23 protein-coding genes, 1 other RNA gene and 1 pseudogene are annotated in these 25926 nt (G+C 65.1%); 9 read left to right on the top strand and 16 right to left on the bottom strand.

Features of this window, described 5'->3' with window-relative positions:
• Positions 1-10: 10 nt before the first annotated feature.
• Positions 11-1771 carry an N-acyl-D-amino-acid deacylase family protein gene (locus tag ABQF30_RS05365; protein ID WP_448461706.1) on the bottom strand — a complete coding sequence of 587 codons (1761 nt, stop codon included), beginning with the start codon at positions 1769-1771 and terminating at the stop codon, positions 11-13.
• A gap of 101 nt (positions 1772-1872) precedes the next feature.
• Between ABQF30_RS05365 and ABQF30_RS05360 the strand changes: the two genes are divergently transcribed.
• Positions 1873-3234 carry an aromatic ring-hydroxylating oxygenase subunit alpha gene (locus ABQF30_RS05360; RefSeq protein ID WP_448461704.1) on the top strand — a complete coding sequence of 454 codons (1362 nt, stop codon included), beginning with the start codon at positions 1873-1875 and terminating at the stop codon, positions 3232-3234.
• Between the two features lie 4 nt (positions 3235-3238).
• A complete protein-coding gene (locus tag ABQF30_RS05355) occupies positions 3239-3892 on the top strand; it encodes a TetR/AcrR family transcriptional regulator (RefSeq protein ID WP_448461702.1) in 654 nt (217 codons plus the stop codon).
• On the opposite strand, the gene ABQF30_RS05350 is transcribed toward ABQF30_RS05355, so the two are convergent.
• Positions 3864-5291: a glycoside hydrolase family 183 protein gene (locus tag ABQF30_RS05350; protein ID WP_448461700.1), complete on the bottom strand. Its 1428-nt coding sequence runs from the start codon at positions 5289-5291 to the stop codon at positions 3864-3866. The two genes, ABQF30_RS05355 and ABQF30_RS05350, sit on opposite strands and share 29 nt — an antisense overlap.
• Positions 5292-5730: 439 nt before the next feature.
• Between ABQF30_RS05350 and ABQF30_RS05345 the strand changes: the two are divergent.
• Positions 5731-6688 (top strand): annotated as a pseudogene (locus ABQF30_RS05345) (DNA polymerase domain-containing protein).
• A 2-nt stretch (positions 6689-6690) separates the two neighbouring features.
• Here the strand turns inward: ABQF30_RS05345 and ABQF30_RS05340 are convergent.
• Positions 6691-7656, bottom strand: coding sequence for a YihY/virulence factor BrkB family protein (locus tag ABQF30_RS05340; protein ID WP_448463472.1), 966 nt, complete (start codon positions 7654-7656; stop codon positions 6691-6693).
• Between the two features lie 73 nt (positions 7657-7729).
• Positions 7730-8431: an Ntn hydrolase family protein gene (locus ABQF30_RS05335; protein WP_448461699.1), complete on the bottom strand. Its 702-nt coding sequence runs from the start codon at positions 8429-8431 to the stop codon at positions 7730-7732.
• 49 nt (positions 8432-8480) lie between these two features.
• Here ABQF30_RS05335 and ABQF30_RS05330 point away from each other — a divergent pair, with 49 nt between their 5' ends.
• On the top strand, positions 8481-9293 hold the full coding sequence (locus ABQF30_RS05330; RefSeq protein ID WP_448461697.1) for a DUF1906 domain-containing protein: 813 nt from the start codon (positions 8481-8483) through the stop codon (positions 9291-9293).
• 3 nt (positions 9294-9296) lie between these two features.
• Here the strand turns inward: ABQF30_RS05330 and ABQF30_RS05325 are convergent, their stop codons facing one another.
• From ABQF30_RS05325 to prfB, 10 genes are all read right to left on the bottom strand, one after another.
• Positions 9297-10823 (bottom strand): serine hydrolase domain-containing protein, encoded by a 1527-nt coding sequence (locus tag ABQF30_RS05325; RefSeq protein WP_448461695.1) that lies wholly within the window; start codon positions 10821-10823, stop codon positions 9297-9299.
• 80 nt (positions 10824-10903) lie between these two features.
• Positions 10904-11878, bottom strand: a complete 975-nt coding sequence (locus ABQF30_RS05320; RefSeq protein WP_448461693.1) for a cutinase family protein — start codon at positions 11876-11878, stop codon at positions 10904-10906.
• Positions 11879-11995: 117 nt separating this feature from the next.
• Positions 11996-12364: a transfer-messenger RNA gene (gene ssrA, locus ABQF30_RS05315) on the bottom strand.
• An 88-nt stretch (positions 12365-12452) separates the two neighbouring features.
• Positions 12453-13286, bottom strand: coding sequence for a maleylpyruvate isomerase family mycothiol-dependent enzyme (locus ABQF30_RS05310; RefSeq protein ID WP_448461691.1), 834 nt, complete (start codon positions 13284-13286; stop codon positions 12453-12455).
• 104 nt (positions 13287-13390) lie between these two features.
• On the bottom strand, positions 13391-13876 hold the full coding sequence (smpB, locus tag ABQF30_RS05305) for an SsrA-binding protein SmpB (protein ID WP_448461689.1): 486 nt from the start codon (positions 13874-13876) through the stop codon (positions 13391-13393).
• Positions 13877-13889: 13 nt separating this feature from the next.
• Positions 13890-14783: a permease-like cell division protein FtsX gene (ftsX, locus tag ABQF30_RS05300; protein WP_448461687.1), complete on the bottom strand. Its 894-nt coding sequence runs from the start codon at positions 14781-14783 to the stop codon at positions 13890-13892.
• The gene (ftsE, locus tag ABQF30_RS05295; RefSeq protein ID WP_448463470.1) at positions 14784-15473 is read right to left on the bottom strand and encodes a cell division ATP-binding protein FtsE; all 690 of its coding nucleotides are present in this window, start codon (positions 15471-15473) and stop codon (positions 14784-14786) included. It lies immediately after the preceding gene.
• A gap of 45 nt (positions 15474-15518) precedes the next feature.
• Positions 15519-16037: an Rv3103c family proline-rich protein gene (locus ABQF30_RS05290; RefSeq protein ID WP_448461685.1), complete on the bottom strand. Its 519-nt coding sequence runs from the start codon at positions 16035-16037 to the stop codon at positions 15519-15521.
• Complete coding sequence (locus tag ABQF30_RS05285; RefSeq protein WP_448461683.1) at positions 16034-17041, bottom strand: mechanosensitive ion channel family protein; 1008 nt, start codon at positions 17039-17041, stop codon at positions 16034-16036. The genes ABQF30_RS05290 and ABQF30_RS05285 overlap by 4 nt, the downstream gene beginning before the upstream one ends.
• On the bottom strand, positions 17031-18137 hold the full coding sequence (gene prfB, locus ABQF30_RS05280; protein ID WP_448461681.1) for a peptide chain release factor 2: 1107 nt from the start codon (positions 18135-18137) through the stop codon (positions 17031-17033). The genes ABQF30_RS05285 and prfB overlap by 11 nt, the downstream gene beginning before the upstream one ends.
• A 162-nt stretch (positions 18138-18299) precedes the next feature.
• Between prfB and ABQF30_RS05275 the strand changes: the two genes are divergently transcribed.
• Entirely contained in the window at positions 18300-19679 is a 1380-nt protein-coding gene (locus ABQF30_RS05275; protein ID WP_448461679.1) for an FAD-dependent oxidoreductase, read from the top strand.
• Between the two features lie 7 nt (positions 19680-19686).
• On the opposite strand, the gene ABQF30_RS05270 is transcribed toward ABQF30_RS05275, so the two are convergent.
• Positions 19687-20046, bottom strand: a complete 360-nt coding sequence (locus ABQF30_RS05270; RefSeq protein WP_448461677.1) for a hypothetical protein — start codon at positions 20044-20046, stop codon at positions 19687-19689.
• A gap of 100 nt (positions 20047-20146) precedes the next feature.
• On the opposite strand from ABQF30_RS05270, the gene hisN reads away from it, so the two are divergent.
• The 4 genes from hisN (at position 20147) to ABQF30_RS05250 (ending at position 24770) form a co-directional block, all read left to right on the top strand.
• A complete protein-coding gene (gene hisN / locus ABQF30_RS05265; RefSeq protein ID WP_448461676.1) occupies positions 20147-20929 on the top strand; it encodes a histidinol-phosphatase in 783 nt (260 codons plus the stop codon).
• A gap of 101 nt (positions 20930-21030) precedes the next feature.
• A complete protein-coding gene (locus ABQF30_RS05260) occupies positions 21031-22440 on the top strand; it encodes an acyl-CoA dehydrogenase family protein (RefSeq protein ID WP_448461674.1) in 1410 nt (469 codons plus the stop codon).
• A 30-nt stretch (positions 22441-22470) separates the two neighbouring features.
• Positions 22471-23691 (top strand): acyl-CoA dehydrogenase family protein, encoded by a 1221-nt coding sequence (locus tag ABQF30_RS05255; protein ID WP_448461672.1) that lies wholly within the window; start codon positions 22471-22473, stop codon positions 23689-23691.
• Between the two features lie 80 nt (positions 23692-23771).
• Positions 23772-24770 (top strand): oxidoreductase, encoded by a 999-nt coding sequence (locus ABQF30_RS05250; protein ID WP_448461670.1) that lies wholly within the window; start codon positions 23772-23774, stop codon positions 24768-24770.
• Positions 24771-24847: 77 nt separating this feature from the next.
• Here ABQF30_RS05250 and ABQF30_RS05245 read toward each other — a convergent pair whose 3' ends face one another.
• Positions 24848-25825, bottom strand: a complete 978-nt coding sequence (locus ABQF30_RS05245; RefSeq protein WP_448461668.1) for an esterase family protein — start codon at positions 25823-25825, stop codon at positions 24848-24850.
• Positions 25826-25926 lie beyond the last annotated feature (101 nt).

Genomic DNA, 25926 nt, shown 5'->3' with positions numbered 1-25926 from the left:
GGCTGCGGAGTCAGCGAGCCCCGCGCACCAACCGCCCTGGACGCGCGCCGGTGTCGACACCGTTATGGCGGGTGGCGACTCCGTTGACGATCGTGGCGGTGTAGCCGGATGCCCCCTGGACGAGGCGGTGCCCGCCCGCGGGCAGGTCGTAGGCCATCCGCGGGGCATGCAACGTCAGTGCGTCCATATCGATCACATTGACGTCCGCTTTTTTCCCGACCGCAATCACACCGCGGTCGGTCAGCCCGAACAGCTGTGCGGTGTCGTACGACTGTTTGCGGATCACGTACTCCAGCGGAAGACCGGCGCCCCGATGCCGGTCCCGTGCCCAATGCGTAAGCAGGAACGTGGGATACGAGGCGTCACAGATCATGCTGCAATGCGCGCCGCCGTCAGACAGTCCGAGTACCGCGGCCGGGTGGGTCATCATCTCGCGGATCGCGTCATGGTTGCCGTCTGCGTAGTTGAACATCGGCAGCATCAACATCGAACCGGCATCGGCTTCCAGCATCAGGTCGTACATCGTCGTCAAGACATCTTCACCGCGCTCGCGGGCGATCGACGCGACGGTGCGATCGGGGGTCGGCTCGTAGTCGGGCGGCTCGCCCAGGGCATAGAGCCGGTCCGCCGAGTACTGCGCCAGGGCGAACATCCCGTCGAACAACACGTTCGGATCGAGAGGCAGGTCGTCCTCGGACAGAATCGCCGCGCGCACAGCGGGTTCCGTGAGCCGGGCGGCAAGTTCCTCCCGGCTGCACTCCGCCTTGAGCCTGCGGTAGGTGGGCCGGTGGGTGAAGGCGTGATGGCCGGGGAAACCGAGCAACATCCCGAACGGGCGCGCCGCGACCTGCGGGTGCAGGCGACTACCCGCTTCGTGGGCCGCCGCCGACATGTCCAGTTGTTCGCGCCACAGATTTGGGTCCGCGTCGACCTGGATCAGCGCGAAACTCAACGCACCGTCGATCTCGCCGCCGAGACGCCGCATCCACTCCAGTTCTTTCTTCGGCGCCACGATGTCCTCACCCGCGGCACCCTGCGGAGCCAGCTCGAAAACCGCCCCGCCGCCCGCAGCCATAGCCCGCCCGAGGGCGAAGAGTTCGTCTTCGGCCGCGAATGTTCCCGGCACCGGCTCGCCGTCCATCGCGCGATGGGCCAGGGTTCGCGACGACGAGAACCCCAGTGCACCAACCTCCGCCGCCTCCCGGACCAGTCGGCTCATCGCCGCGATGTCCTCCGGCGTCGCCGGCTCGTTGCGGGCGCCGCGTTGTCCCATCGCGTAGGCGCGTACGGTTCCGTGCGCGATCTGACTGCCGACATCGACGGCGAGCTCCCGCTTGCCGATCACGTCGAGGTACTCGGCGTAGCTCTCCCAACCCCAGGTGATGCCCTCGGTCAGCGCGGTGCCGGGGATGTCCTCGACGCCTTCCATCAGTTCGATGAGCCATTGCTCCTGGCCCGGCCGCACGGGTGCGAATCCCACCCCGCAGTTGCCGGTGACGACGGTGGTCACGCCATGATTGCTGGACGGTTCGAGCAGATCATCCCAACTGACCTGGCCGTCGTAGTGGGTGTGGATGTCGACGAAGCCGGGCGCGACGATCTTGCCGGTCGCATCGATCGTCTCGGCGGCATCACCTTGCAGGGTCGGGTCACCCGGACTGCGGCGGCGCACCTCGACGATCTTCCCGTCTTTGATCGCCACATCGGCGGTGAATCTGTCCGCCCCCGTCCCGTCGATGACGGTGCCGCCCGTGATCTTCAGATCGAACACGTTTCACTCCCTTTGACGCCTGCCTGCCGCTACGGTGGCAATGTAACACCGTTACAGAACGGCCATGCGGAGTTTCGACCCTTTTCGAGGAGGCGCATTCAATGGCCAGCAGCGCAGCGAACACCAACAGCACCGTCGATGGTCAGGCAGGCGTCCGGCCGCAGGACGCGATCGGTGCCCCGCCGCAACGGCCCACGCTGGTGTCGGCTGACCGGTACTACTCCCCCGCGTTCGCGCAGCTCGAGGTCGAGCGGATGTGGCCGAGAGTATGGCAGGTCGCATGCACGGTCGACCACGTCGCCGAGCCCGGCGACTACTTCGAATATCGCTGCGGCCCATACTCTGTACTGATCATCCGCGGTGAAGACGAAATCCTGCGCGCCTTTCAGAACGCGTGCCGCCACCGGGGCAATGCACTGTGCACCGGCTCCGGTTCGGAGCTCCGTGAGGTGAAATGTGGCTACCACGGGTGGACCTGGGACCTGGCGGGGATGCTCAAGAGGATTCCGAACCGCAAAGGATTCGGAGCAGTCCACATGTCCGAGTTTCCACTCCTGCCAGTGAAAGTTGAGGCGTGGGAACGGTTGGTGTTCGTCAACCTCGACGTTGACGCGATCCCGCTCGCCGACTACCTCGAAGCGGTACCGCAGGACATCGCATGGTGCGGGCTCGGCGATTTCCGGTGTTACGCAACGATGACCATCGAAGTCGACGCCAACTGGAAGACGATTGCCGACGGGTACAGCGAGACTTATCACGTCCAGACCCTGCATCCCGAACTACATCGGTGCATGGACGATGTCTTTGCCCCACAAACGGTCTGGGGACACACAGGCAAATCCGAATCCATGTATGGGGTGCCGAGCCCGCAGCTCAAGGGCGCACTGAGCGACGAGGAGGTGTGGTCCGCGTACGTAAGCACGCAAGGCCCGTTGATGGGCCTCGCGGAAAGTGCACCGTTTCCGCACGGCGAGAGGCAGCCCGGCCAATCGGTCGCCGACGTGATCGCCGACCGGATACGAGAATTCGCCGCAGGCCGAGGCGTCGACCTGAATTGGGCTGACACCGATCAGATGATGCGCCTGCACCAGTACAACGTCTTCCCGAACATGACGTTGCTGGCCAGCGCCGACCATCTCACCGTGATGACCGCACTTCCGGGGTCCGATCCCGATCACGGCCTTCTGGTGATGACGCTGATGACGCGCATGCCCGCGGGCACACCGCGCACTCGACCCGCCGACGTGCGGATGACTGCCGAGGAGGCGCACCCCGGCCTCGTCATGACCCAGGACATCACAGTGCTGGCTGGACTCCAGCGGGGTGTCCACCAGCCTGGCGTGACTCACCTGGTGCTGTCCAGCGAAGAGCGCAGAATCATCAACATGCATCGCAACCTGGAGCGCTACCTCGGACTCCCCGAGAGCGAGCGCATGGCCGCCATGCCCCAGATGGCAGAGTGAGGCCATGAGCGCGAAGCCGAAGGCCGGGCCCGGAGCCGTTGACGCCGAGCTCATTCTCGATACCGCGGCCTATCTCATCGAACATGATGGGGTGGCAGCTTTTTCGATGCGCGCACTCGCCGAGCGGGTCGGGGTGGCAGTCACCTCGATCTACTGGCATATCGGTGGACGCGACAAGCTCTTCGACAGCCTGGTCGACCGACTGCTCGGGGAGATGGCGAATCTGCCCATGGCCGGCGGCAGCCCCGTCGACCGGATCGCATCCCTGGCCCGCAACCAGCGCACGCTACTGATCGAACGACAGCACCTTCTGGCGATCGCACACGAGCGCGACAGTACGCCGACCTTGTTCCTGCCGATCCAACAGCGCTTGGCGGCGCAGTTGGCCGAACTGGGAGTGACGGGAACCGATGCGGCGCTGGCACTGCGCGCGGTGCAGGTTCACGTCATTTCCTCTGCGGTGATGCAGTTTTCCGCGGTCCGTGGTCCTGAACACCAGGAGGAGGACCCATCGCTGTGGACGACCGACTGGCCCGACCAGGCGCTCGTCGAAGCGCTTCAGTCCCCCACCGATTACGACGCGGTGTTCGAGTACGCACTCGACGCGTTACTGGCACCACTGCGGCTGGCTATGGCAGCACGGTCTTCATCAACATGACGTTGTACGCCGACCACAGGGACAGGTTGTAGTACAGCTCCTTACCCGTCGACCAGGGATGCAGGAACGGCGCATAGATGCCGCCCGGATACTGCGACGACGGAACGAGCAGTTGCTCAGGGCTCCAGGGGCCTTGCGGGGCGGGGGCAGTCCTCATCACGACGTCGTTGGCACCGTTGCCGTAGAGCACGACGTATTGCTTCAGGTACGTGTTGTACTGCGCGGACATCTCGCTCACCGGGCCCGGGATCACCGGTGTCGCCGCTGCCGGATTTCGGGGGACCCAGGTGTTCGAGGCGGCATTCCAGTATTCGTACCTGTTCAGGTCCGGCACGAACGCCTGCGGAACGCGCGCGATGAACGCCGAACCGCCACGCCCGGAAGGAGTTCCGAACGAGTACAGGTACGGGTCGCCGGGCCCCGGCCGCAGGAACGCGCCCTGTTGGAAGTTCTCGTGGCCCGCCTGGGGCGGGCGGATGGTCCCTGGGTAGACCCCCCAGTTCTCACCGTTGTCGGGAGACATGGCGATCGCCGAGAAGTTGGTCGACCATCGACCGTCGCTGTCCCAGTTTCTGATCGACATGAAATTGAGGTATTGCGTTTTCCCGACGGCGATACCTGCGGTCGGAATGATGCCCTTCTCCGTCGGCGCTCGCTTGATGCTGTTCACGATCTGCTTGGAAAGACCCGGGGCCCACAACGGCGACCCGGAATACCGGTTGGCGACAACGCCGTTGGGCACGCTGATGGTCTTTGACAGCGCACCGTCCTGGGTGCGGAACAAGGTGTTGTAGCGCCACTGCTGGCCGCGGACACTGCAGTAGCCATACGTGTCGCCGAACGCCATCAACACCTGACGCGCGGCCGGATCGCCGTTGTCCCACATGATTCCGAGATCGGTGCCGGTGATCGCGAAACGTTTGGCCGTGTCATTGGGGCTGTCCGGACCGGTCACCCATCCGACCAACGTCGTTCCCGGCGGCGTCGGCGGGGCCGGGGCTGGAGCCGGCTGTGCGGCAGCCGGAGCCGGTTGGTTTGCGGGCACGGGTTGCTGCGGTTGGGGATTCGGCTGAGGCACCACCCGAGCTTGCTCCCGAACGGTCGCAGAGCGTGGATTGAATGCGTTGATGAGGGCCCTCGACAACTGTCCCAACCTCGGTAACGGCGCATTCTCATTCGCACCCGCAGGCCGGTGGCCCCGCGGAGGGCCGCCGGGCAGCGCTGGAGTTGCTCCGGTGTTCGGAGATGCAGGAGGTTGAATCGCCGCAGCGGCTCCTGTGCACGGCTCGGCAGCGGCCGGTGGCGCAGTACCGATCGGAATACCGATTGCCGCGGTAAGGCCGATGACTGCGGCCGCCGACGCCACCGAAATCGAGGTGATTCGAGGACGTCGCGACATGTCACACCTTCCCAAAGGGGACGTCGCACCGACGTCAACAGTTTGCAGATGTGACGATAGTGATCGGTGTGACTGTTGTGTCCAGTGATGCATTGATAGATATGCATCCGTGACCGTGTCGCAATCGGGTATGTCTGCGGACTAACCAACCGTTCATCTAGTTGCTGCACCTGGTCGGCCGTTTCCCGTTACCGTGGGTGTCAGGGACAAGTGAGAGGTATCACCATGGCTCAGAAGGGCACATACGATCCCAAGAAGGGCGGCAAGTTCGCCCCGACCACCAAGGCCCAGCCGCCACCACCCCCGCGGCCTGGTCGCAAAGACAAGTAGGCCGGCGCGGGACGCTTTGCGCATCCTGGCCTGGCATTCCTGACGCCGACCAGGTTGCGGGTTCGATTGCGCGCATGAGACTGTCCGGCGTTCACCGTAGGGTGGCTGAATGAGCGCCGGAGAGCAGCGAGCCGGGGTCGATCTGACCAATCTCGACCAACCGTTGGGTCCCGATACCGGCGCCACCAAACGTGATCTCGTGGACTACCTCGACGCCGTCGCGGACCACCTACTACCCGCTGTCGCCGGCCGCCCGCTCACCGTGCTGAGGACACTACGCGGGCGTAAACCCTTCATACAGAAGAACATTCCCAAGTACACCCCCGACTGGGTTCACACGGTACCCATTTGGGCGGAGGCATCGAAGCGCGAAATCCACTACGTCATCTGCGACGATCGACGCACATTGCTGTGGCTGGCCAATCAGCGTGCCGTCGAATATCACCCAGCGCTCGGGCTCGCTGACAACATTTACCGACCGACGCATCTCGTGCTCGATCTTGATCCGCCCAACGACAGCGACTTTGCCGCGGTGGTGGCAGTCGCTCACCTGGTGCACAGAGCCCTCACGGACTCTGGTCTGGCCGGCGCAGTCAAGACCAGTTGGTGCACGCGGTCTGCACGTGTTCGTGCCCATCGATGACAGTGCTCCGGTCGAAGACGTTGCGGCAGCTACCCGCGCGCTGGCTGCCCGGGCTGAGGCACTCGATCCGTCCATCGCGACCACCGCGTTCATCGTCGAGGACCGCCATGGAAAAGTGTTCGTGGACTCGACCCGGTCGGGCGGCGCGACTGTCGCCGCCGCCTACAGTCCGCGCCTGCGCCCCGGAGTGCCGGTGTCATTCCCGTTGATGTGGTCCGAGATAGATCAAGTGGTACCAGCTGATTTCACGCTGCACACGGCCATCGACGCATTAGCCGGTCGGCGCTCCTGGAGCGACTCGATGCCCGCCCCGCAACGCCTGCCAAGCGATCTTGTCGACCAAGGACACACCATCCCCGTGGCTCGGGTGGCTGCCATGCACGAAGGCAAACGTCGTGCCCGCGCTCGCCGTCCGCAGAACTAGGCTCAGTGGTCTTTACGACCATCATCGAAGCTGACGTCGATACGCTGAAAACCTTTGGCGCGTTGCGCTTTCGCCTGCCCGGCATAGGTTCGGCGGTCGCCGCGCGTGAGTCTCACGTTGTCGGTGAAGGGAGTCAGTAGGGCGCGCGGGAACAGACGATCAGCAGCCACCACGTTGGCTTCAGCACACAGAAGTAACGTCGTGGCGATCAAGTACAGGAATGCCAATAACCCGATCACAAGGGCGAATACGCTGTTCGTGGCGCTCGAAGTTTTGATCACCTGCGTTACGAAGATCGCGCCGAACCACTGAATGAGTTGCCAGATGAGCGCCGCCGCGAGCGCACCGGGCGCAGCCTGACGCCAGCTCACGGCCCTCGCCGTGGCGAAACGGAAAACAATCAGGCACACGCCCGCATTCGTCAGCACCGACGCCACCACTATCGCCCCGTACCCGACGATGCCGAACGATTCCGACGCACGCCCCACAGCCGCCAGGATGGTTGTCGCCATCAACGCTGTGCCGAGGACCAGCAGCAACAGGAAACTGCGAAAACGCGTCCGGATGGGATCGCGTCTGTCGTTGCGCGGCACCGCCCAGAGAGTATCCATGGCGTTCTGCACCGCCTGGCCAACGCCGAGACCTCCATACAGCGCACCGGCGATACCCACGACTACTCCGACCGTGCCACCGCTGAGACTTTCGGGTTGTCCGAGTTGCGCTCCTATGACGGGAAATTGCGCGACGGCCGACTGCAGGATTTGCTCCTGCAGATCCGGGCGGCCCGCCAGAACCACTCCCAATACGGTTGTCAGCAGCAGCAAGGCGGGAAACAAGGACACGAATGCGTAATAGGTGATGTGCGCCGCGAGAAAGCTGCCCTGGTCATCCACATACTTGTAGACGACGGCAATGAGGAAGCCGGCGACGCGGCTTCGTCGCTGTAGCCGATCGAGCCAACCCACCATGATGAACTCCACCGCAGAGTGCGGCGAGGCCCGCACGCTGCAGTCATACCCACGCCGCGCAGGCGCAAATCGACTATCCGCCGAGCAGCTCGTCGAGTGCGCGGTCCTCAAGCTTGAGCCAGCGGCCAACCTGCTCCCGGATCCCGTCAACTGCTTCCGCGTCGAGATGATCGGCCCCGTCTGCGGTGATCCGGCAAAGGTCCATCGGACCACCGACACTGGGCGACGACGCATCCAGCGCGTCGAGCACCCGCAGGGCGGCGACCAGCCCGTAGTCGACGCCACGTTCAGTCATCCGGAAGTTCGCGAGCAGTGCATACGCCTGCTGCGCCATCGGCGCACCGCTGCCGACAGCTTGAAAGCCGATCTCCTCGTGATGCCCGATCAATCCGTGCGGGTCGATGTCGACGATGAACGGCCGGACCCCCGCGAAACCCGCCGCCAGCACATAGGTGGCCGGGGTCGCGCCACCGGACTTCGCGGCAGGAACGTCCTCGATGAAGTTCTCATAGTGGTGCTTGAGCACCGGAACGGTGCGCTGCTGTAAGGCGCGGCCGACGTCGTCGACGTCCAAAATGGCCTCGGGTTCGGCGCTGAAAATCTGCTCCAGGTCGTAGAGGACCGCCCGCGACCCGCTGCCGCCCCATGCTGCTCGCGTACCCAACGGGTGTAGCTTCTGCGCGGGATAGCTCAGGCCCCGGCCCGGGTCGGTGATCTGCGAATCGGATCCCATGACCAACCCGTCGGCGCAGCGTATTGCGAGAACCACTGTCACCTTCGCGATGGTTCCATGCCGGGGCGTCTGTTGGCCGACTTTCGGCAGGATGTTGCTTCGATGTGGTTACCATGGCGCCGTGGACGTTCCGCGAACCGTTTCACGACGCGAAGTACTCAAATATGCGGTTGCCGCACCGGTTCTAGTGAGCGTTCCGGCGGTGGCTGCGACAATCGCCGCGCCACACGCATCAGCCGCCAACCTGAGGCTGCTCGATTTTGCGGAGCGACAGGTCGCGCCGGATCAGATCAAATCGGCGGGCTATGACGGCGCGCTCGTCTACGTGTCCGAGTTACGGCCGGGCGCAACCTTCGACTTCAAGCCCGTCACGCGCGAGTACGCGGACGGGCTGCGCGCGACCGGGCTTCATGTCGTCAGCTGCTATCAGTACGGCAAACCCGGTTGGCCCACCCCGTCGGACTACACCCGCGGGTACGACGGCGGCGTGGCCGACGCTCAGACAGCTCTGCGGCTGCACGCCGCGGCCGGCGGTCCGGACGCGGCGCCGATCTTCTTCAGTGTTGACGAGGATATCGATCTCGACACCTGGAACAGCGTTGCGGTCGAATGGTTTCGAGGGATCAACTCGGTACTGGGCGCGGATCGCACCGGCGCGTATGGGCATTCGCGAACGTGTGCGTGGGGGATCTCAGACGGTGTGATCGGACGCTCGACCACGGACGGGCATTGGTGGGCGTGGCAGACCAGGGCATGGTCGGGTGGTGAGCGCGAACCCAGGGCCGTGCTCTACCAGCGGGTGGTTCATACCGCAGCGAGCCCAGGTGTGGCCCTCGGCGGTACACACGTGGATGTGAACGATGTCCTCGCAGCCGATTTCGGGCAGTGGGACCTCGACCGCTGATGGCTAACTGTTGTAGAGATGCAGGGCTTGGGCTGCGGCCGTAGCTATTTCGCCGCGCACATCCGAGATCGGCGTACTGCCTCGTGTGTGAATGCAATTCGTGAGCAGTATGACGTAGGTATCCGAGGCTGGGTCGATCCAAAGCGATGTTCCGGTGAAGCCGGTGTGGCCGATGCCGCCGATGGGAAAGACCATGCCCCGTGCTTGAGAAAAGGCCGTATCGATATCCCAGCCAAAGCCGCGCAGGTTCTGTCCCCTGATCGCCGGATAGTGCGGAGCAAGCAGCGGATCTCTCGTATTGGGTGTCTCTGCAACGGCTTTTCGTGTGGCGTCGTTGGCTGCATCGATTTGTTGAGCGGCACGCCCGGGCTGCTGCGGCGTCGTCATCAACTCGAGAGTCGCTTGCGTCACCGGAAACTTGCTCGGGCGACCGGCAATTCGATCGAGCAGGGACTGCGCATAGATGCTCACATCGCGCGCCGTCGAGAACAGACCGGCATGCCCGGCCACTCCACCCATGCGCCGGGTCGCCGGGTCATGCACGGTGCCTCGAAGCAAGTGACGAAAGTTGGGGTTCGTGCTCGGCTCGGCCCTGCCCTCGTCGTCGAGTGCTGTTGGTGCGACGCGCTCGAGCAGATTGGTGCTCCAGGTGCCCGCCGGGCAAGGGGCCCGCTCGCGTGCTTCTGGTGCCCACACGATCGCAGATCCTCGGACCTTGTGGGGGCCACATGCTTTGGCTGGTGGAAGCCAGCGGGTGTCGTCCATGCCGAGCGGTGCAAACACGGTGCGCTGAACGTAGACGTCTTCTGCTTCGCCTGTGACTTTCTCGATCAATGCGCCGACCAGAATGAAGTTGATGTCGGAGTAGCGGAACACTTCACCGGGACGCGACTGCAGCGGTGCGGTCAGCGCACGGCGAAGGCCGTCGGCATGATCGCCTCCGTCGAGACCCCACGGATCTCGCAGGTCGACCTCCCCCACTTCTCCGGACGTGTGGGTGAGCAACATTCGGACCGTCACCTTGGCGCGCTGCGGATCGTTCGCCGGGTTGAAGTCCGGCAAATACTTCTGCACTGGATCGTCGAACTCGATCTCGCCCTGTTCGTACAGCTGCATGACGGCTGTCGCCGTGGCAAGGGGCTTCGTCAGGGACGCCATGTCGAAGATGGTGTCTTCGGTCATCGGCTCGGCCGGGGTAGGCGATCCGTCCAACCCCACTTCGCCGGGATGCTTGCGCGAGCCATAAGCCTGGTGAAAGACGACCTTGCCGCCGTGCCCGATCACCACCACACCGCCCGGCAGACGATTGGCCGCAATCGCGTCGTTCATCAGTTTGGAGACGGTCGGAATATCAGGTGTCGGAGCCGCAATCGGGGTCGGAACCCGTGCCGGGCTGGGAACCGCAACCGGCGTCGGCGGCGCCTGCACGCTTTGGCGTACTTCGGGATGCGCGGCAGGGCCACACGCGCTCACCGCGAGGGTGAGCACGACGGTTCCAACAGCAACGACCGTGCGCGTTGATGCTGGCATGGGTCACCTCGTGCGTCGAAAGAGCATGCGACAGTGTCGCGTTCAGCGCTGCCTCAGGGCATCAGCATAGGTCGCCGCCGTCAGCGGACCGCCGAAATCAACCCGACTTCAGGGGACGGCGAGGCAGGCGCCGATGTCGACGGGACAGACCCAGGTGGCTGCAGACCATAATCTGGCGTCCCCGAGCCGTACCCCGGTGGCGGACCGTGCACCGACGTCTCCGGGTCGTAACCGGGCGTCCCCGGTCCGTAATAGTCCGGCGGCCCGTACCCGGGTACCTGCCCATACCCCGGCGACAGCGGGCTGTAATCCGGCGTCGCCGGCCCATACCCAGGCACCGTCTGACCCGTCCCGGCCAGCAGCTTCGATGCAGCGAAAGCCGCTGCCTGGGTGGTGTACACGGGGACATAGCCGTCGGTGTGCCCACTCCAATCGTTGCCCTGACCCTCGTGACAGATCGGGTCATTGGGGTTACACAGGTCAATCGCCTTGGAACCGAACAGTGCGCTCTGGATTGATATCGATTGCTTGGTGCGGGTGCCCACGTCGCCGAAGGTGGTGATTGCCGCGACGTTGTCCGCATACTCAGGCGGTAGCGAATCGCCCCACATGATGCCGCCGAGAGGATTGCCGGCCACGATGTTGATCACGCTCGCACCTTGCGAGTAGCCGCCCAAAACGATCTTCGTGGTGGGGCACGACGACAACGTGGATTTGATGTGGGAAATCGCGTCTTTGGCGCCGTCGCCACCCTTCAGCTGCAGCTTGCCGGCCTTGTAGTCCACGGCGTAGGTGTCGATGTCCATGCCGCCGGCCTGCTTGCGGAGCGAAGCGACGAAGGCATCACCGACGCGGCCAAGGCCGGGTGGCTCATCGGTGCCGCGCGCGAAGACGACTTCGGCGTCCGGGCAGTCGGCGGCTGACGCCACCGGCGGCGCGCTTGGGGCGGCGAGCAGGACGCCCGCGGCGAAGAGTGCAGTAGCGCCAAGCCCGACCCAGCGACCACTTGACCGCGCGCTGCCCGTCCGAGGGGTACGTGTGCGGCGAGAAAACATTCCTAAACCTAACCCGTAACCGGGAAGTGTTGCTCCATCTCAGGCGCTCTGCTGTGACGGGGACGCTGACGCGAAAAAGGCCCAGGTCCGGATTTTCATCCTGACCTGGGCCTTCTGTGGTGGAGCTGCCGGGAATTGAACCCGGGTCCTACGGCATGTCCTCGAGGCTTCTCCGTGCGCAGTTCGCTATGCCTCTACTCGGATCTCCCGGTCACGCGAACAAGCCGAGATGACGATCCCAGTCGCTGTTTGATGTCCCTTCAGGTCCCGCGACCGGACCTGAAGGTGGGTCCCTCTAGCTGATGCCAGGGTCCGGGCCGAGGGCGCTCCCGGTCTGACAGACACGCAGTCGCTTAGGCAGCGAGTGCGTAGTCGCGCTGATTGGAATCGGCGCTTAATTGGTTGCAACGACGCTTACGGTGGTCTCTTGCCTGCACCGGCACGCTTCCCTTGATTCGATGCGCGAAGTCGAAACCGATCAGCCCCTCGCACCCCTGCCGACTTTCGGCAGGACATTCCATACTACGTCAGTTTTAACACCGAACGCCAAGTGTTTATGCCCCGGGTGCGCCGCTCAGATCACAAAGTTGAGATTTTCGACGATCCGCTCGCCGACGGCCTCGTCACCACGGTATTTCACCGCGCCGGCGTGCCGGGTGCGCCCGCCCGCGAGCCGGGTGAACAGCAGACCGTCCAGAGTGATCGTCACCGTCGGCTCCGCATCGAATTCGTCGACCACCCGACCCTTGCCCTCGACGGCGATATTGATCGTGCGCCGCAGCGGCCCGGTCAGTTCCAGGCGCACCCGGGATCCGTCGGGTGCGCCACCCAGCTTGCCGACGACGAACCCCATGCTCGACGTGAGCTCGTCGAGGGCCAACCGTGCGGGCGGCCCAGTCGGCTCAACCGCCGGCAGGTCCAGCGCGTCGCGGATGTCGTGTTCATGCATCCAGCAGTCGAAGGTCCGCACGCGCATGAACCGCCCGTAGGTGTCGGGGCCGGCAGGTGTAGCGGTGATGGCGTTCCAGTCGGCGGCTCCTATCGCGTCCAGCTGGTCCCGGCGCGCGGCCGTGACCTCGCGGTACTTGTGCACCAGCTCGTCCGGAGCGAGTGCGCTCAGCCCTCGCACCCACAGTTCGTTCATGACGCCGATGTCGTTGCGGACGTGCTTGAGCGTCGACACGTCGATGTCGGCATCCGGGCTGGCGACGCCCTGCAGCATCGATTCGGTGCCGACGATGTGCGCGAGAACGTCGCGGACAGTCCATCCCGGCAGCGAGGTCTGCGCCAGCCACTGCTCGTCGGTCAATCCGTCGACGAGAGTGGCAAGCTCATCCCATTCACCGAAGAGGCCATCGAGGACGTCGGATTTGTCCAGCCGAGTGACCGGACGCGAGGGGCTGCTCACCGGCAGACCGTAGCGCTCGCAGACCGCGAGGGTGCGCGAAATGCTGACGAATTACCGCGTGTCGGCCAGCAGACATGCACGCTCGCGGTGCAAGGGGTGCGGCGCTACATCCCCTTGGCGCGGCGGCCCAGCTCGCGGGTGATCTCGCGGTCGGCGTCGCGTTTGGCGAGGTCCTGACGCTTGTCGTGGGCCTGTTTACCGCGGGCCAACGCCAGCTCGACCTTGACCTTGCCCTCGGAGAAGTACATCGACAGCGGCACCAGAGTCAGATTGCCGTCCCGGATCTTGCCGATCAGGTTGTCGATCTGGCTGCGATGCAGCAGCAGTTTCCGGTTGCGCCGCGGCGCGTGGTTGGTCCAGGTGCCGTGGTGGTACTCGGCGATGTGCACGTTGCGCAGCCAGATCTCCCCGTCGTCGACGGTGGCGAACGCATCGGCCAGCGATGCCTGGCCCTCACGCAGGCTTTTGACCTCCGTGCCCATCAAGGCGATCCCGGCCTCGTAGGTGTCGAGGATCGCGTAGTTGTGCCGCGCCTTCCGATTGCTCGCCACAATCTGCTTGTTGCCGGCGGGACTGGACTTCTTGGTCACGGCTGCCTCACAACTACCTTCGTACGTAGAGCCGCAGGGTGACGTACGCAGTGACACCGGCCATCGCCACACCCACGAACAACAGGATGGGCGAGATGTAGAGGATGTCGGCGTAGTCGATCCTGGCGATCAGGTTGGCTTGATAGAACTGGTCGAGCGCCTTCTCCAAGAACACTGCCCGCACCACGATCAGTCCGATGATCGAGATGATCACACCTAGCAGGGCCGCCAGCATCGCTTCGACCAGGAATGGCAACTGCGTGTACCACCGGGTCGCGCCGACCAGTCGCATGATGCCGATCTCGGTTCGCCGCGTGTACGCCGCGACTTGGACCATGTTGGCTATCAACAGGACCGCGCCGATCGCCTGCACCAGGGCGACGGCGAACGCCGCGTTGCTGAGTCCGTCGAGCACCGCGAACAGCCGGTCGATCAGATCCTTCTGGTTGAGCACGTTGAGCACACCCGGCTGACCTGCCAGGGCTTTGTCGAATTCCTCGTGCTGCTCGGGGTCGACGAGCTTGACGACGAACGAAGCCGGGAATGCCTCCTTGCCCGCGACGTCCTTGTACTGCGGAAACTTCCTGATCGCATCGTCGTAGGCCTGGTCCCGGTTGAGGAACCGCAGTGACCGGACGTCGTCACGATCGTCGATCTGCCGGTACAGCGCCTTGCACGGGTCCGAATCGCAGGTGGGATCGTTCGCCGACACATCGTCGGTCAGGAACACCTGGCTTTCCACCCGGTCGAGGTAGATGTCCCGCGACTGGTCGGCCAGCCGCACCACCAGCAGACCGCCACCGAACAGGCCGATGGAGATAGCGGTGGTCAGGATCATCGCAACAGTCATGGTGACGTTGCGACGAAGCCCGGTCAGAACTTCATTGATAAGAAAGCCGAAGCGCACTTAGCGATCCATTCCGTAGACGCCGCGCTGTTCATCACGAATCAGCCGGCCGAGTTCGAGTTCGACGACCCGCTGCCGCATGGAGTCGACGATGTGATGGTCGTGGGTGGCCATCAGCACCGTGGTCCCGGTGCGGTTGATCCGCTCGAGCAGATCCATGATGTCCTTGCTGGTCTCCGGATCCAGGTTGCCGGTGGGTTCGTCGGCGATCAGCACCAACGGACGGTTGACGAACGCGCGGGCGATCGCTACCCGCTGCTGCTCTCCACCGGAGAGTTCGCTCGGCAACCGGTTGGCCTTCCCCGACAGCCCGACCATCTCCAGCACGTCGGGCACGACCCGGTTGATCACGTCAGCCCGCTTGCCGATCACCTCCAGCGCGAAGGCCACGTTCTCGAAGACGGTCTTCTGCTGCAACAGCCGGAAATCCTGGAACACGCAGCCGATGACCTGCCGCAGGCTCGGGATGTGACGGTCGCGCAGCTTGTTCACATGGAACTTGGAGACCCGGATGTCGCCCGTGGTGGGATGCTCGGCGGCCAGCAGCAGCCGCATGAAGGTGGACTTGCCCGACCCCGACGGACCGATGAGGAAGACGAACTCACCCTTGTCGATGTTCAACGAGATGTCGTCGAGTGCGGGGCGCGCCGAAGACTTGTAGTGCTTCGTCACGTGGTCGAGGGTGATCATCACGGCACGCCAGTGTAGCGGTGCGGACACATACGCCGGGTCCAGCTATCGCGCCGCCGCCGGAGCCACCGGCTCCGGGACGGGTTGCGACTGGTCGGCCGGTGGTTCCGGGGCAGCGCCGGGCAGCACCGGCAGGGTGATCGGCGGCAGCAGACCGGGCCCGTCCGGATCGATGACGGTGGTTCGCGGCGCAGGCGGGCTCGGAGTCGTCGGACCGGTCGGGCTCGTCGACTCCTCGGGACTGGTGGGCGCGGTCGTCTCCGTCGGACTGGTGGTGGTGGGCACCGTCGTCGTCGGTGGCGTGGTGGTGGGTGTGGTGGTTCGCGGCGTCTGCACGTTGGTGCGCGGCACCCATGTGTAGTCCGGGTCGGGCACGAACCCTGGCGGCACCACCTGCTGCCCTGGCGTCTGGGTGCGGGCCGGCTCCGGCGCATAGGCCTGGTGCACCCAGGACAGCGCGATGAACACCCCGATGAGCACGACTGTGGACGTCCGAAGTCGGCCGAGACGTTTCGGCCACAGGCGCACAGCGGCGTCCTTCACGGCCGTGAAGTCGAGTTTCACTTCTTCTGCTCCTCGGGCGAGCCCTGCGGAGCAGAATGTGTGACCTCAGGGAGGGTGACCGGGTGCACGATGTCGCCTGCGGCGGCGACAGAACCGTCCGACGACGTCGCGACGCCGGCACGGCGCAGCGCACGCACGACCCGCACGCGCAGGCGGCGGCCCACCTCGAACTGCTTGCCGGGCAGCGTGCGCGCGACCATTTGCAGGTTCATGGTGTCGACCCCAATGCTCTCGACGCCCATGAGCTGCGGTTTGTCGAGCATCAGCTTGGACAGGTCACTGTCCTCGGCAGCCTTCTCGGCCACCTCGTTCAGGACGTCGTTGACCAGGTTGAGATCGGCACTCGCCGGCACCGGGATGTCGACGACCGAGCGTGCCCAGTCTTTGGAGAGGTTGAGTGATTTGACGATCTGGCCGTTGGGGACGGTGTACATCTCGCCCTCGGCGGAACGCAGCTTGGTCACCCGCAGCGTCACATCCTCGACCGTGCCCTCCGCGTCATTGCTCGCGCCCATCGTCAGCCGGACCAGGTCACCGAAGCCGTACTGCTTCTCGGTGATGATGAAGAAGCCGGCGAGGAGATCCTGGACGATGCGCTGCGCACCGAAACCCAGCGCGGCACCGAGCACGGCGGCGGGCGCGACCAGTGAGGCGATCGGGATGGCCAGGACATCTGTGACTTCGACGAGCACGATGACAAACAACAGCGCCACCGACACCCAGGAGATCACCGACGCGACGGCCTGCCGGTGTTTGGCGCTCTCGGAGCGCACCAGTTGATCGCTTTCCTGGTATTCGGCGTCGATCCGCCGCACGACACGCTGGGCCGCCCAGTTGATGAAGCGCGCGGCGAGCAGGGCGCCGATCAGCAACAGCGCGATCCGCAAGCCCTTGGTCAGGATCCAAACGCCGATTTCACCGTGCCAGAAGTCGTGCCAGCGTTCGGCCATCGGAAAGGCGAGCACTGTGGTGGCCACCTCGGAGGCCAGAGTATTAATCGTCATCTTTTCTGTTGCGCCATCTGATTCCCGCCTCCAGGAACCCGTCGATGTCTCCGTCGAGTACCGATGCCGGGTTGCCGACCTCGAACTCGGTGCGCAAGTCCTTCACCATCTGGTAGGGGTGCAACACATAGGAGCGCATCTGGTTGCCCCATGAACTGCCGCCGTCGCCCTTCAGTGCGTCGAGCTCTGCACGTTCTTCTAACCGCTTGCGTTCCAACAACTTTGCCTGGAGAACGCGCATCGCGGAGACCTTGTTCTGCAGCTGCGACTTCTCGTTCTGGCAGGTCACAACGATACCGGTCGGGACGTGGGTGAGTCGAACCGCGGAATCGGTGGTGTTGACCGACTGCCCGCCCGGACCTGACGACCGGTACACGTCGACCCGCAAATCGCTTTCAGGAATGTCGATGTGGTCGGTGGTCTCCACCACCGGCAGCACCTCGACGTCCGCGAACGAGGTCTGACGCCGGCTCTGGTTGTCGAACGGGCTGATCCGCACCAGCCGGTGGGTGCCCTGCTCGACCGACAGCGTGCCGTACGCATAGGGCGCGTGCACGGCGAACGTCGCGCTCTTGATGCCCGCTTCTTCGGCGTAGGACGTGTCGAAGACCTCGACCCCGTAGTTGTGCTGTTCGGCCCAGCGGACATACATCCGCATCAGCATCTCGGCCCAATCCGCAGCGTCGACACCGCCCGCACCGGAGCGGATGGTGACAACGGCCTCGCGTTCGTCGTACTCCCCCGACAGCAGGGTGCGGACTTCCATCGCCTCGATGTCCTCGCGCAGCTTCTTGCGCTCGGCGTCGGCCTCGGCGATCTCGTCCGGACCACCTTCTTCGGTGGCGAGTTCGTACAGCACCGGCAAGTCGTCGACGCGCTGACGGAGTTCCTCGACCCGGCGCAACTCGCCCTGGGCGTGAGACAGCTCGCTGGTGACTTTCTGGGCCCGCGTCTGGTCGTCCCACAGGTTCGGATCGGACGCTTCGGCCTCGAGCTTGTTGATCCGGTCGCGCAGACCGTCCACGTCGAGCACTCGCTCCACTGTTGTCAGAGTGGTGTCGAGTGCGGCGATATCGGCTTGACGGTCTGGATCCACGAAAGTTCAGGGTACCTGCCGGGATCGCAATGGCATTCTTCCCGACCGGCGGCAGCGCGGGACATCCGCGTTTAGCATCGGGTGGTACCCGGCTCTACTGCATCGCGACAGCCCCTTGCGCACGGTGGAGCGAGTGACAAACGTCGATGAGTAAGGCACTGAATGCCCAAAATGCGTCCATATCACGTGGCGATCGTCGGCTCAGGACCCTCGGGTTTCTTTGCCGCCGCATCACTGCTGAAGTTTGCCGATTCCGCCGATACCGACCGCGATGTGCGCGTCGACATGCTGGAAATGCTGCCCACCCCGTGGGGGCTGGTGCGGTCCGGGGTGGCACCCGACCATCCCAAGATCAAGTCGATCAGCGCCCAGTTCGAGAAGGTCTCGGCCGACCCCCGGTTCCGGTTCTTCGGCAACATCGCCGTGGGCGACCATGTGCAGCCGGCGGAGCTGGCCGAGCAGTACGACGCGGTGGTCTACGCCGTCGGAGCGCAGTCCGACCGGTCACTGAACATCCCCGGCGAGGAGTTGGCCGGCAGTGTGGCGGCCGTTGACTTCGTCGGCTGGTACAACGCGCACCCGCATTTCGGCGAGATCGCACCGAACCTGTCCGGCAGCCGGGCGGTGGTGGTCGGCAACGGCAATGTGGCGCTGGACGTGGCGCGCATCCTGGTCAGCGATCCGCAGGCGCTGGCCAACACCGATATCGCCGATCACGCGCTGGCCTCGCTGGGCAACCGCGGGGTGGAGGAGGTGCTCATCATCGGCCGGCGCGGACCGTTGCAGGCGACATTCACGACGCTGGAGCTACGCGAACTGCACGATCTGGAAGCGCTCGGCGACGTCGACATCATCCTCGATCCGGCCGACTTCGCCGATATCACCGACGAGGATCTCGAGGCGGCCGGCAAAACGGTCAAGCAGAACATCAAGGTGCTGCGCGGGTACGCCGAACAGGAACCGCGAGGAGCCAAGCGGCGCATCGTGTTCCGGTTCTGCACTTCGCCGATCGAGCTGCGGGGCGACGACCGGGTCTCGTCGATCGTGTTGGGCCGCAACGAGCTTGTCCGAGGCGCCGACGGACGGGTGGTCGCCAAGGACACCGGGGACCGCGAAGAGTTGCCCGCACAGCTCGTGGTCCGCGCGGTCGGATACCGCGGCGTGCCGACACCAGGGCTGCCGTTCGAAGAACGCTCCGGCACGATCCCGCACACCGACGGGCGCGTCGACGGCAGCCGCAACGAATATGTGGTGGGCTGGATCAAGCGTGGGCCATCCGGCGTGATCGGCAGCAACAAGAAGGACTCGCAGGACACCGTCAACACGATGCTGGAAGACCTGCACTCCGGCGAACTTCACGACTTCGCGCCCGATCACAGCGAGCAGCTGGCCGCCTGGCTATTGGACCGCCAACCGAAACTGGTGACCGGCGACCACTGGAAGCTGATCGACTCTCACGAGCGCGCTGCCGGGGAACCGTCGGGCAGGCCGCGGGTCAAGCTGGCGAGTGTGGCTGAGTTGTTGCGGATCGGGCACGCCTGACGATGCGCTAGGCGAACGGCGGCTCTTGCGGCGCCGGCGGCTCTGCAGGGGCGAACGCCCATTTGTCGGGGTTTTTCGGCGAGTAGACCACCGGGAACAACGCACCCATGGTGGGCCACTCGTTCACGTCGACAGCCATCCGCTGATACACCACGTGTTCGTTGACCGTCGGCCCGTTGATGACGCCGGTGATGGTGACGAACTGCTGCCCCGTGATATCTGGGCCATCCGGCCGTGGGCTCACCCCTGTGACCAGCAGTGTGCCCTGCGCCAGTTCACCCCCGATGCCGCGGCGCCGCATGATCCGCGGTGCCAGCAGCAAGACCAGCGCACCGATGAGCAACAAGAGGATGCCGAATTCCCACATCCCGTCATGGTAGGACTGCTGGCATGAGCACCCGAAGGCGAGAACGAGTGAGGATCGCAGCGAGGCACGAGCGAGGACCGGAGCGAGTAGGAGCCCAGGCATGAGCACCGTCGCGGATGACATGACACTGGCACTGGCACTGGCCGATCAGGCGGACAAGCTGACCATGGATCGGTTCGGCGCAATGGATCTGCGCGTCGAGACGAAACCCGACCTGACCCCGGTCACCGATGCCGACCGCGGCGCCGAGGAAGCGTTGCGCGCCTCGTTGGCCGATGCCCGCCCCGGCGACACCGTGTTCGGCGAAGAATTCGGTGGCACAACCACTTTGACCGGCAGGCAGTGGGTCATCGACCCGATCGACGGTACCAAGAACTTCGTTCGCGGGGTGCCGGTGTGGTGCACGCTGATCGCGTTGCTGACCGACGGAGTGCCCGTCGTCGGCGTGGTGAGCGCGCCGGCGCTGGCTCGCCGCTGGTGGGCTGCCCAGGGCCAGGGTGCCTTCGGCTCGTTCGGCGGGGTGACGCGCACGCTGGCCGTGTCCGGAGTCAAGGACCTGGCGTCAGCAAGCCTGTCGTACTCGGACCTGACGACCGGTTGGGACGACCGTCGGGAGCGCTTTGTCGAGCTGACCGATGCGGTGTGGCGCGTCCGGGCCTACGGGGATTTCTGGTCCTACTGCATGGTCGCCGAGGGCGCAGTCGACATCGCCTGCGAGCCCGAGGTGAAGCTGTGGGACATCGCGCCGCTCGACATTCTGATCCGCGAGGCGGGTGGGGCGTTCACCAGCATCGACGGTGCCGATGGGCCACATGGCGGCAGTGCGCTGGCGACCAATGGACTGCTTCACGAAGCGGTGCTGAGCAGGCTGTCGGCCCGCTGAACTCTTCCGCCGGTGCTGTGACGTTGGTAACAGCCCCGGCGTACCTTACTCCAGAGTAAGATACGGTCAGAGCGTCGCCACTACCACCAGAGGCAGCTGACATGACCAACACCTTGCCGTCCAAGAACGGCTCTGCAATCCGTCCCGCACGCTCCGGCCGGCAAAGTGCCGTGGGCTTGCAAAAGCACAAGCGGACAGCGACCGACATCGGGTTGGCGCTGATCACTCCCATCGTCGGCCAGGAGTTCCTGGATCGCTACGGCCTGCGTGACCCGCTCAATCGCGGACTGAAATACGGTGTGAAGCACGTATTTTCGGTCGCAGGCGCATCGACCCGGCAGTTCAAGCGGATCCAGGGCATCGGCAAGGAGCCCACCCGGCTCGCGGGCCATCGGTCCGAAAAGGGATCGGATTACTTCGATCTGACGCCCAACGACGATCAGAAGATGATCGTCGAGACGGTCAACGAGTTCGCCGAGGAGATTCTGCGGCCGGCCGCCTATGACGCCGACGCGGCCGCGGCCTACCCGGCCGATCTCATCGCCAAAGCCGCCGAGCTGGGCATCACCGCGGTCAATGTTCCCGAGGACTTCGACGGCATCGCCGAGCATCGCAGCACCGTCACCAACGCACTGGTCGCCGAGGCGCTGGCGTACGGCGACATGGGTCTGGCGCTGCCGATCCTGTCCCCGGGCGGCGTCGCGTCGGCACTCACCCACTGGGGCAGTGCGGACCAACAGGCGACCTACCTCAAGGAATTCGCCGGCGAGAACGTTCCGCAGGCGTGTGTGGCGATCGCCGAGCCGCACGCCCTGTTCGACCCCACCGCGCTGAAGACCACCGCGGTACGCACCCCGAGCGGATACCGGTTGTCCGGGGTCAAGTCGCTGGTGCCGGCCGCCGCGGACGCCGAGTTGTTCATCGTCGCCGCGCAATTCAACGGCAAGCCGGCACTGTTCATCGTCGAAGCTTCGTCGGCAGGGCTGACCGTCACGCCCGATCCGAGCATGGGTATCCGTGCCGCCGCGTTGGGCCGCGTCGAACTCGACAATGTGGCCGTGCCGCTGCACGCGCGGCTCGGTGAGGACGGCGCAACGGATCAGGATTACTCCGAGGCGATCGCCCTGTCCCGGCTCGGCTGGGCCGCGCTGGCCGTCGGCACCTCACATGCCGTGCTGGACTACGTGATCCCCTACATCAAGGAACGCCAGGCCTTCGGGGAGCCGATCGCGCACCGCCAGTCGGTGGCGTTCATGACGGCCAACATCGCGATCGAGCTCGACGGCCTGCGACTGATCACCTGGCGCGGCGCCGCGCGCGCCGAACAGGGCCTGCCGTTCGCCCGCGAGGCCGCCCTGGCGCGCAAGCTCGGCACCGACAAGGGCATGCAGATCGGCCTGGACGGCGTTCAGCTGCTGGGCGGTCACGGCTACACCAAGGAACACCCGGTCGAACGTTGGTACCGCGATCTGCGGGCCATCGGTGTCGCCGAAGGTGTCGTCGTTCTTTAACTGCATCGTCCTCTAAGCGAAAGACGAATCATGGCAATCAATCTGGAAATGCCCCGCAAGCTGCAGGCCGTCATCGAGAAGGGCCATCAGGGCGCCGCCGAGATGCTTCGCCCGATATCGCGCAAGTACGACCTCGCCGAGCACGCCTACCCCGTCGAACTCGACACGCTGGCAACCCTCTTCGAGGGAATCTCGAGCGCCAAGACCATCTCGTTCGCAGGTGCCGAGGCGTTCCGCGACGACGCGAACGGCGACGGCAACAAGACCACCGTCAACGGCGCCAACATGTCCGCCCTGGTCAACGCGGTGGAGATCAGCTGGGGTGACGTCGCCCTGCTGCTCTCGGTGCCGCGCCAGGGTCTGGGCAACGCCGCCATCTCCTCGGTGGCCACTCCCGAGCAGCTGGAAAGTCTCGGCAAGGACGTATGGGCCGCGATGGCGATCACCGAGCCCGGCTTCGGGAGCGACTCGGCGGCCGTGTCCACCACGGCGGTGCTCGACGGGGACGAGTACGTGATCAACGGCGAGAAGATCTTCGTCACCGCCGGCTCGCGGGCCACCCACATCGTGGTGTGGGCGACCCTGGACAAGTCCTTGGGACGCGCGGCGATCAAGTCGTTCATCGTGCCGCGCGAACACCCCGGCGTCACCGTCGAGCGTCTCGAGCACAAGCTCGGCATCAAGGCCTCCGACACCGCGGTGATCCGCTTCGACAACGTCCGCATCCCCAAGAAAAACCTGCTGGGAGATCCAGAGGTCCACGTGGACAAGGGTTTTGCCGGGGTCATGGAGACCTTCGACAACACCAGGCCGATCGTGGCCGCGATGGCCGTCGGCATCGCCCGCGCCGCGCTGGAGGATCTGCGGGCCATCCTCACCGATGCCGGTGTGGAGATCTCGTACGACAAGCCCGCACACGCGCAGAGCGCCGCAGCCGCGGAGTTCCTGCGGATGGAGGCCGACTGGGAGGCCGGCTACCTGTTGACGGTGCGCTCGGCGTGGCAGGCCGACAACAGCATCCCCAACTCCAAGGAAGCCTCGATGGGCAAGGCCAAGGCAGCCAGGGTGGCCAGCGACATCACCCTCAAGGCTGTCGAAATGGCCGGTACGACCGGCTATTCCGAGCAGACTCTGCTGGAGAAGTGGGCCCGCGATTCCAAGATCCTCGACATCTTCGAGGGCACGCAGCAGATCCAGCAACTGGTGGTGGCCCGCCGGTTGCTCGGGCTGTCGTCGGCCGAACTGAAGTAACCTCGCGAGCAGACACAGAATCGCACTCCGCGGCGGGGATTCGTGCGATTCTGCGTCTGCTCGGCCAATAGGGTGACGCCATGGACACATTTCAGGCGCTCATCGCGCGGCAACACGATGACCGCATCGCAGCGGCTGTCGAGACCGTCAGCGCGGCCGACCTGCCTCCTGGCGAGGTCACCATCCGCGTGCTGTTCTCCAGCGTCAACTTCAAGGACGCCCTCGCGCTCACACCCAAAGGTGGTGTGGTGCGGGACTATCCGATCGTGCCCGGCATCGACCTCACCGGCGAGGTGGTCAGCTCGCAGTCACCCGACTTCGCCGCCGGTGACCTCGTGTTGGGGCACGGCTATCAAATCGGCACCGGTCACCACGGCGGGTATGCCGAGTACGCCCGTCTGCCCGCCGATCAGGTGGTTGCGCTGGGTGCTCTGACACCGCGCGAGGGCGCGGCGATCGGCACCGCGGGGTTCACCGCGGCGATGAGTGTGCAGGCACTGCGGGATCGCGGCGTCGCACCGGATGACGGTCCGATCGTGGTGACCGGCGCGACGGGCGGGGTCGGATCGGTGAGCGTCGACCTGCTGGCCGCCGCGGGTTATCAGGTGGTCGCCTCGACGGGCAAGTCCGATCGCGCCGACGAGTTGCGCGCGCTGGGCGCGGCCGACGTGATCGGACGCCTTCCTGCCGATCCCGACGCGAAGCCCCGGCCACTGGGCAAGGCCGTGTGGGCCGGCGCCGTGGACTGTGTGGGAGGCGCGACGCTGGCCGACCTGCTCAGCACCGTGCGATACGGCGGTGCGGTGGCTGCCAGCGGGCTCACCGGTGGCGTGGCACTGAACACCACGGTGATGCCGTTCATCCTGCGTGGAGTGGCTCTGTTGGGCATCGACTCAGTCATGATGCCGATCGAGGCGCGCCGTGCTCTGTGGGAACAGCTTGCCGGCCCGCTCAAACCCCGTCACCTGGGCGACATCACCCACGAGGTGGACGTCAAGGACGTGGTCAGCGTGCTCGACGAGGTCCGCGCCGGCCGGTACGCCGGGCGAGCTGTGGTGAAGGTGGCCGGCGGCTTCTAGAACCAACCCGGGCCGGCAAACGCAAACTGCCCCAAATCCGTGGATTTGGGGCAGTTTGCGTCTGTTCGCGGGAGGGCTTAGCCCAGCACGCGCTGCAGGTCCGGAACCATGGCCTGCAGTTCCCGGGCCCAGTAGGCCCAGTTGTGCGTGCCGTTGTCCGGGAAGTTGAACACACCGTTCGTTCCGCCCGCAGCCAGGTAGTTGTCCTGGAACGTGCGGTTGGTACGGATGGTCAGGCCCTCCAGGAAGGTAGCGGGCAGGTCGCCGCCGCCGAGCTCGTTGGGCTGGCCGTTACCGCAGTAGACCCACAGGCGGGTGTTGTTGGCCACCAGCGTTGGGATCTGCAGCATCGGGTCGTTCCGCTTCCAGGCGCTGTTCGGGTCTTCCGTCCTGCCCCACATGTCGTTCGCCTTGAAGCCACCGGCGTCGCCCATCGAGATGTTGATCAGGAACGGCCACCAGCCCTCGGACGGGTTCAGGAAGCCCGACATCGAGCCGGCGTAGATGAAGCGGTCAGGGTGGTAGGCCGCCAGGATCATCGAGGCGGATCCGGCCATCGACAAGCCGATGGCGGCGTTGCCGGTCGGTGAGACGTCGCGGTTGGCCGCCAGCCACTGCGGCAGCTCGTTGGTCAGGAACGTCTCCCACTTGTAGGTGACGCAACCGGCCTTACCGCAGGCCTGGTTGTACCAGTCGGCGTAGAAGCTCGACTGGCCGCCGACGGGCATGACCACCGACAGGCCGGAGTCGAGGAACATCTCGAACGCGTTGGTGTTGATGTCCCAGCCGTTGAAGTCTTCCTGGGCGCGCAGGCCGTCAAGCAGGTACACCGCGTGCGAACCCGGACCACCGCTCTGGAACTGAATCTTGATGTCGCGGCCCATCGACGGCGACGGGACCATCAGGTACTCAACCGGCAGACCGGGTCGGGAGAACGCTCCCGCGGTCGCCGATCCGCCGACAACGCCGATCAAGCCAGGCAGCAGCAGCGCTGCCATGGCAGCCACCGCTACCCGGCGGGCCCAATGGCCACGAATCTTGTCAATGAAGGTCATACTGCGAATCCATCCGTCTTTCGGTCAATTACGCCCAGTACTGCGCGATCCAGAGATCACCCAGCGGCACCACAGCGAGAGTTTCGCTGCGTTGTCGCGCC

The sequence above is a fragment of the Mycolicibacterium sp. XJ870 genome (assembly GCF_053483975.1).
Note: the sequence above shows the minus strand (reverse complement) of the source record. Positions and strands in the feature narration are given on the sequence as shown.

Excerpts from the sequence above, each read along its gene's own strand:
- ABQF30_RS05285 (WP_448461683.1), bottom strand. The coding sequence starts at position 17,041 with ATGACGATTAATACTCTGGCCTCCGAGGTGGCCACCACAGTGCTCGCC.
- ABQF30_RS05275 (WP_448461679.1), top strand. The coding sequence starts at position 18,300 with ATGCCCAAAATGCGTCCATATCACGTGGCGATCGTCGGCTCAGGACCC.
- ABQF30_RS05320 (WP_448461693.1), bottom strand. The coding sequence starts at position 11,878 with ATGTTTTCTCGCCGCACACGTACCCCTCGGACGGGCAGCGCGCGGTCA.
- ABQF30_RS05360 (WP_448461704.1), top strand. The coding sequence starts at position 1,873 with ATGGCCAGCAGCGCAGCGAACACCAACAGCACCGTCGATGGTCAGGCA.
- ABQF30_RS05255 (WP_448461672.1), top strand. The coding sequence starts at position 22,471 with ATGGCAATCAATCTGGAAATGCCCCGCAAGCTGCAGGCCGTCATCGAG.
- ABQF30_RS05355 (WP_448461702.1), top strand. The coding sequence starts at position 3,239 with ATGAGCGCGAAGCCGAAGGCCGGGCCCGGAGCCGTTGACGCCGAGCTC.
- hisN (WP_448461676.1), top strand. The coding sequence starts at position 20,147 with ATGAGCACCGTCGCGGATGACATGACACTGGCACTGGCACTGGCCGAT.
- ABQF30_RS05330 (WP_448461697.1), top strand. The coding sequence starts at position 8,481 with ATGTTGCTTCGATGTGGTTACCATGGCGCCGTGGACGTTCCGCGAACC.
- ABQF30_RS05325 (WP_448461695.1), bottom strand. The coding sequence starts at position 10,823 with ATGCCAGCATCAACGCGCACGGTCGTTGCTGTTGGAACCGTCGTGCTC.
- ABQF30_RS05250 (WP_448461670.1), top strand. The coding sequence starts at position 23,772 with ATGGACACATTTCAGGCGCTCATCGCGCGGCAACACGATGACCGCATC.
- ABQF30_RS05245 (WP_448461668.1), bottom strand. The coding sequence starts at position 25,825 with ATGACCTTCATTGACAAGATTCGTGGCCATTGGGCCCGCCGGGTAGCG.
- ftsE (WP_448463470.1), bottom strand. The coding sequence starts at position 15,473 with ATGATCACCCTCGACCACGTGACGAAGCACTACAAGTCTTCGGCGCGC.
- ABQF30_RS05350 (WP_448461700.1), bottom strand. The coding sequence starts at position 5,291 with ATGTCGCGACGTCCTCGAATCACCTCGATTTCGGTGGCGTCGGCGGCC.
- ABQF30_RS05340 (WP_448463472.1), bottom strand. The coding sequence starts at position 7,656 with ATGGTGGGTTGGCTCGATCGGCTACAGCGACGAAGCCGCGTCGCCGGC.
- ABQF30_RS05260 (WP_448461674.1), top strand. The coding sequence starts at position 21,031 with ATGACCAACACCTTGCCGTCCAAGAACGGCTCTGCAATCCGTCCCGCA.
- ABQF30_RS05270 (WP_448461677.1), bottom strand. The coding sequence starts at position 20,046 with ATGTGGGAATTCGGCATCCTCTTGTTGCTCATCGGTGCGCTGGTCTTG.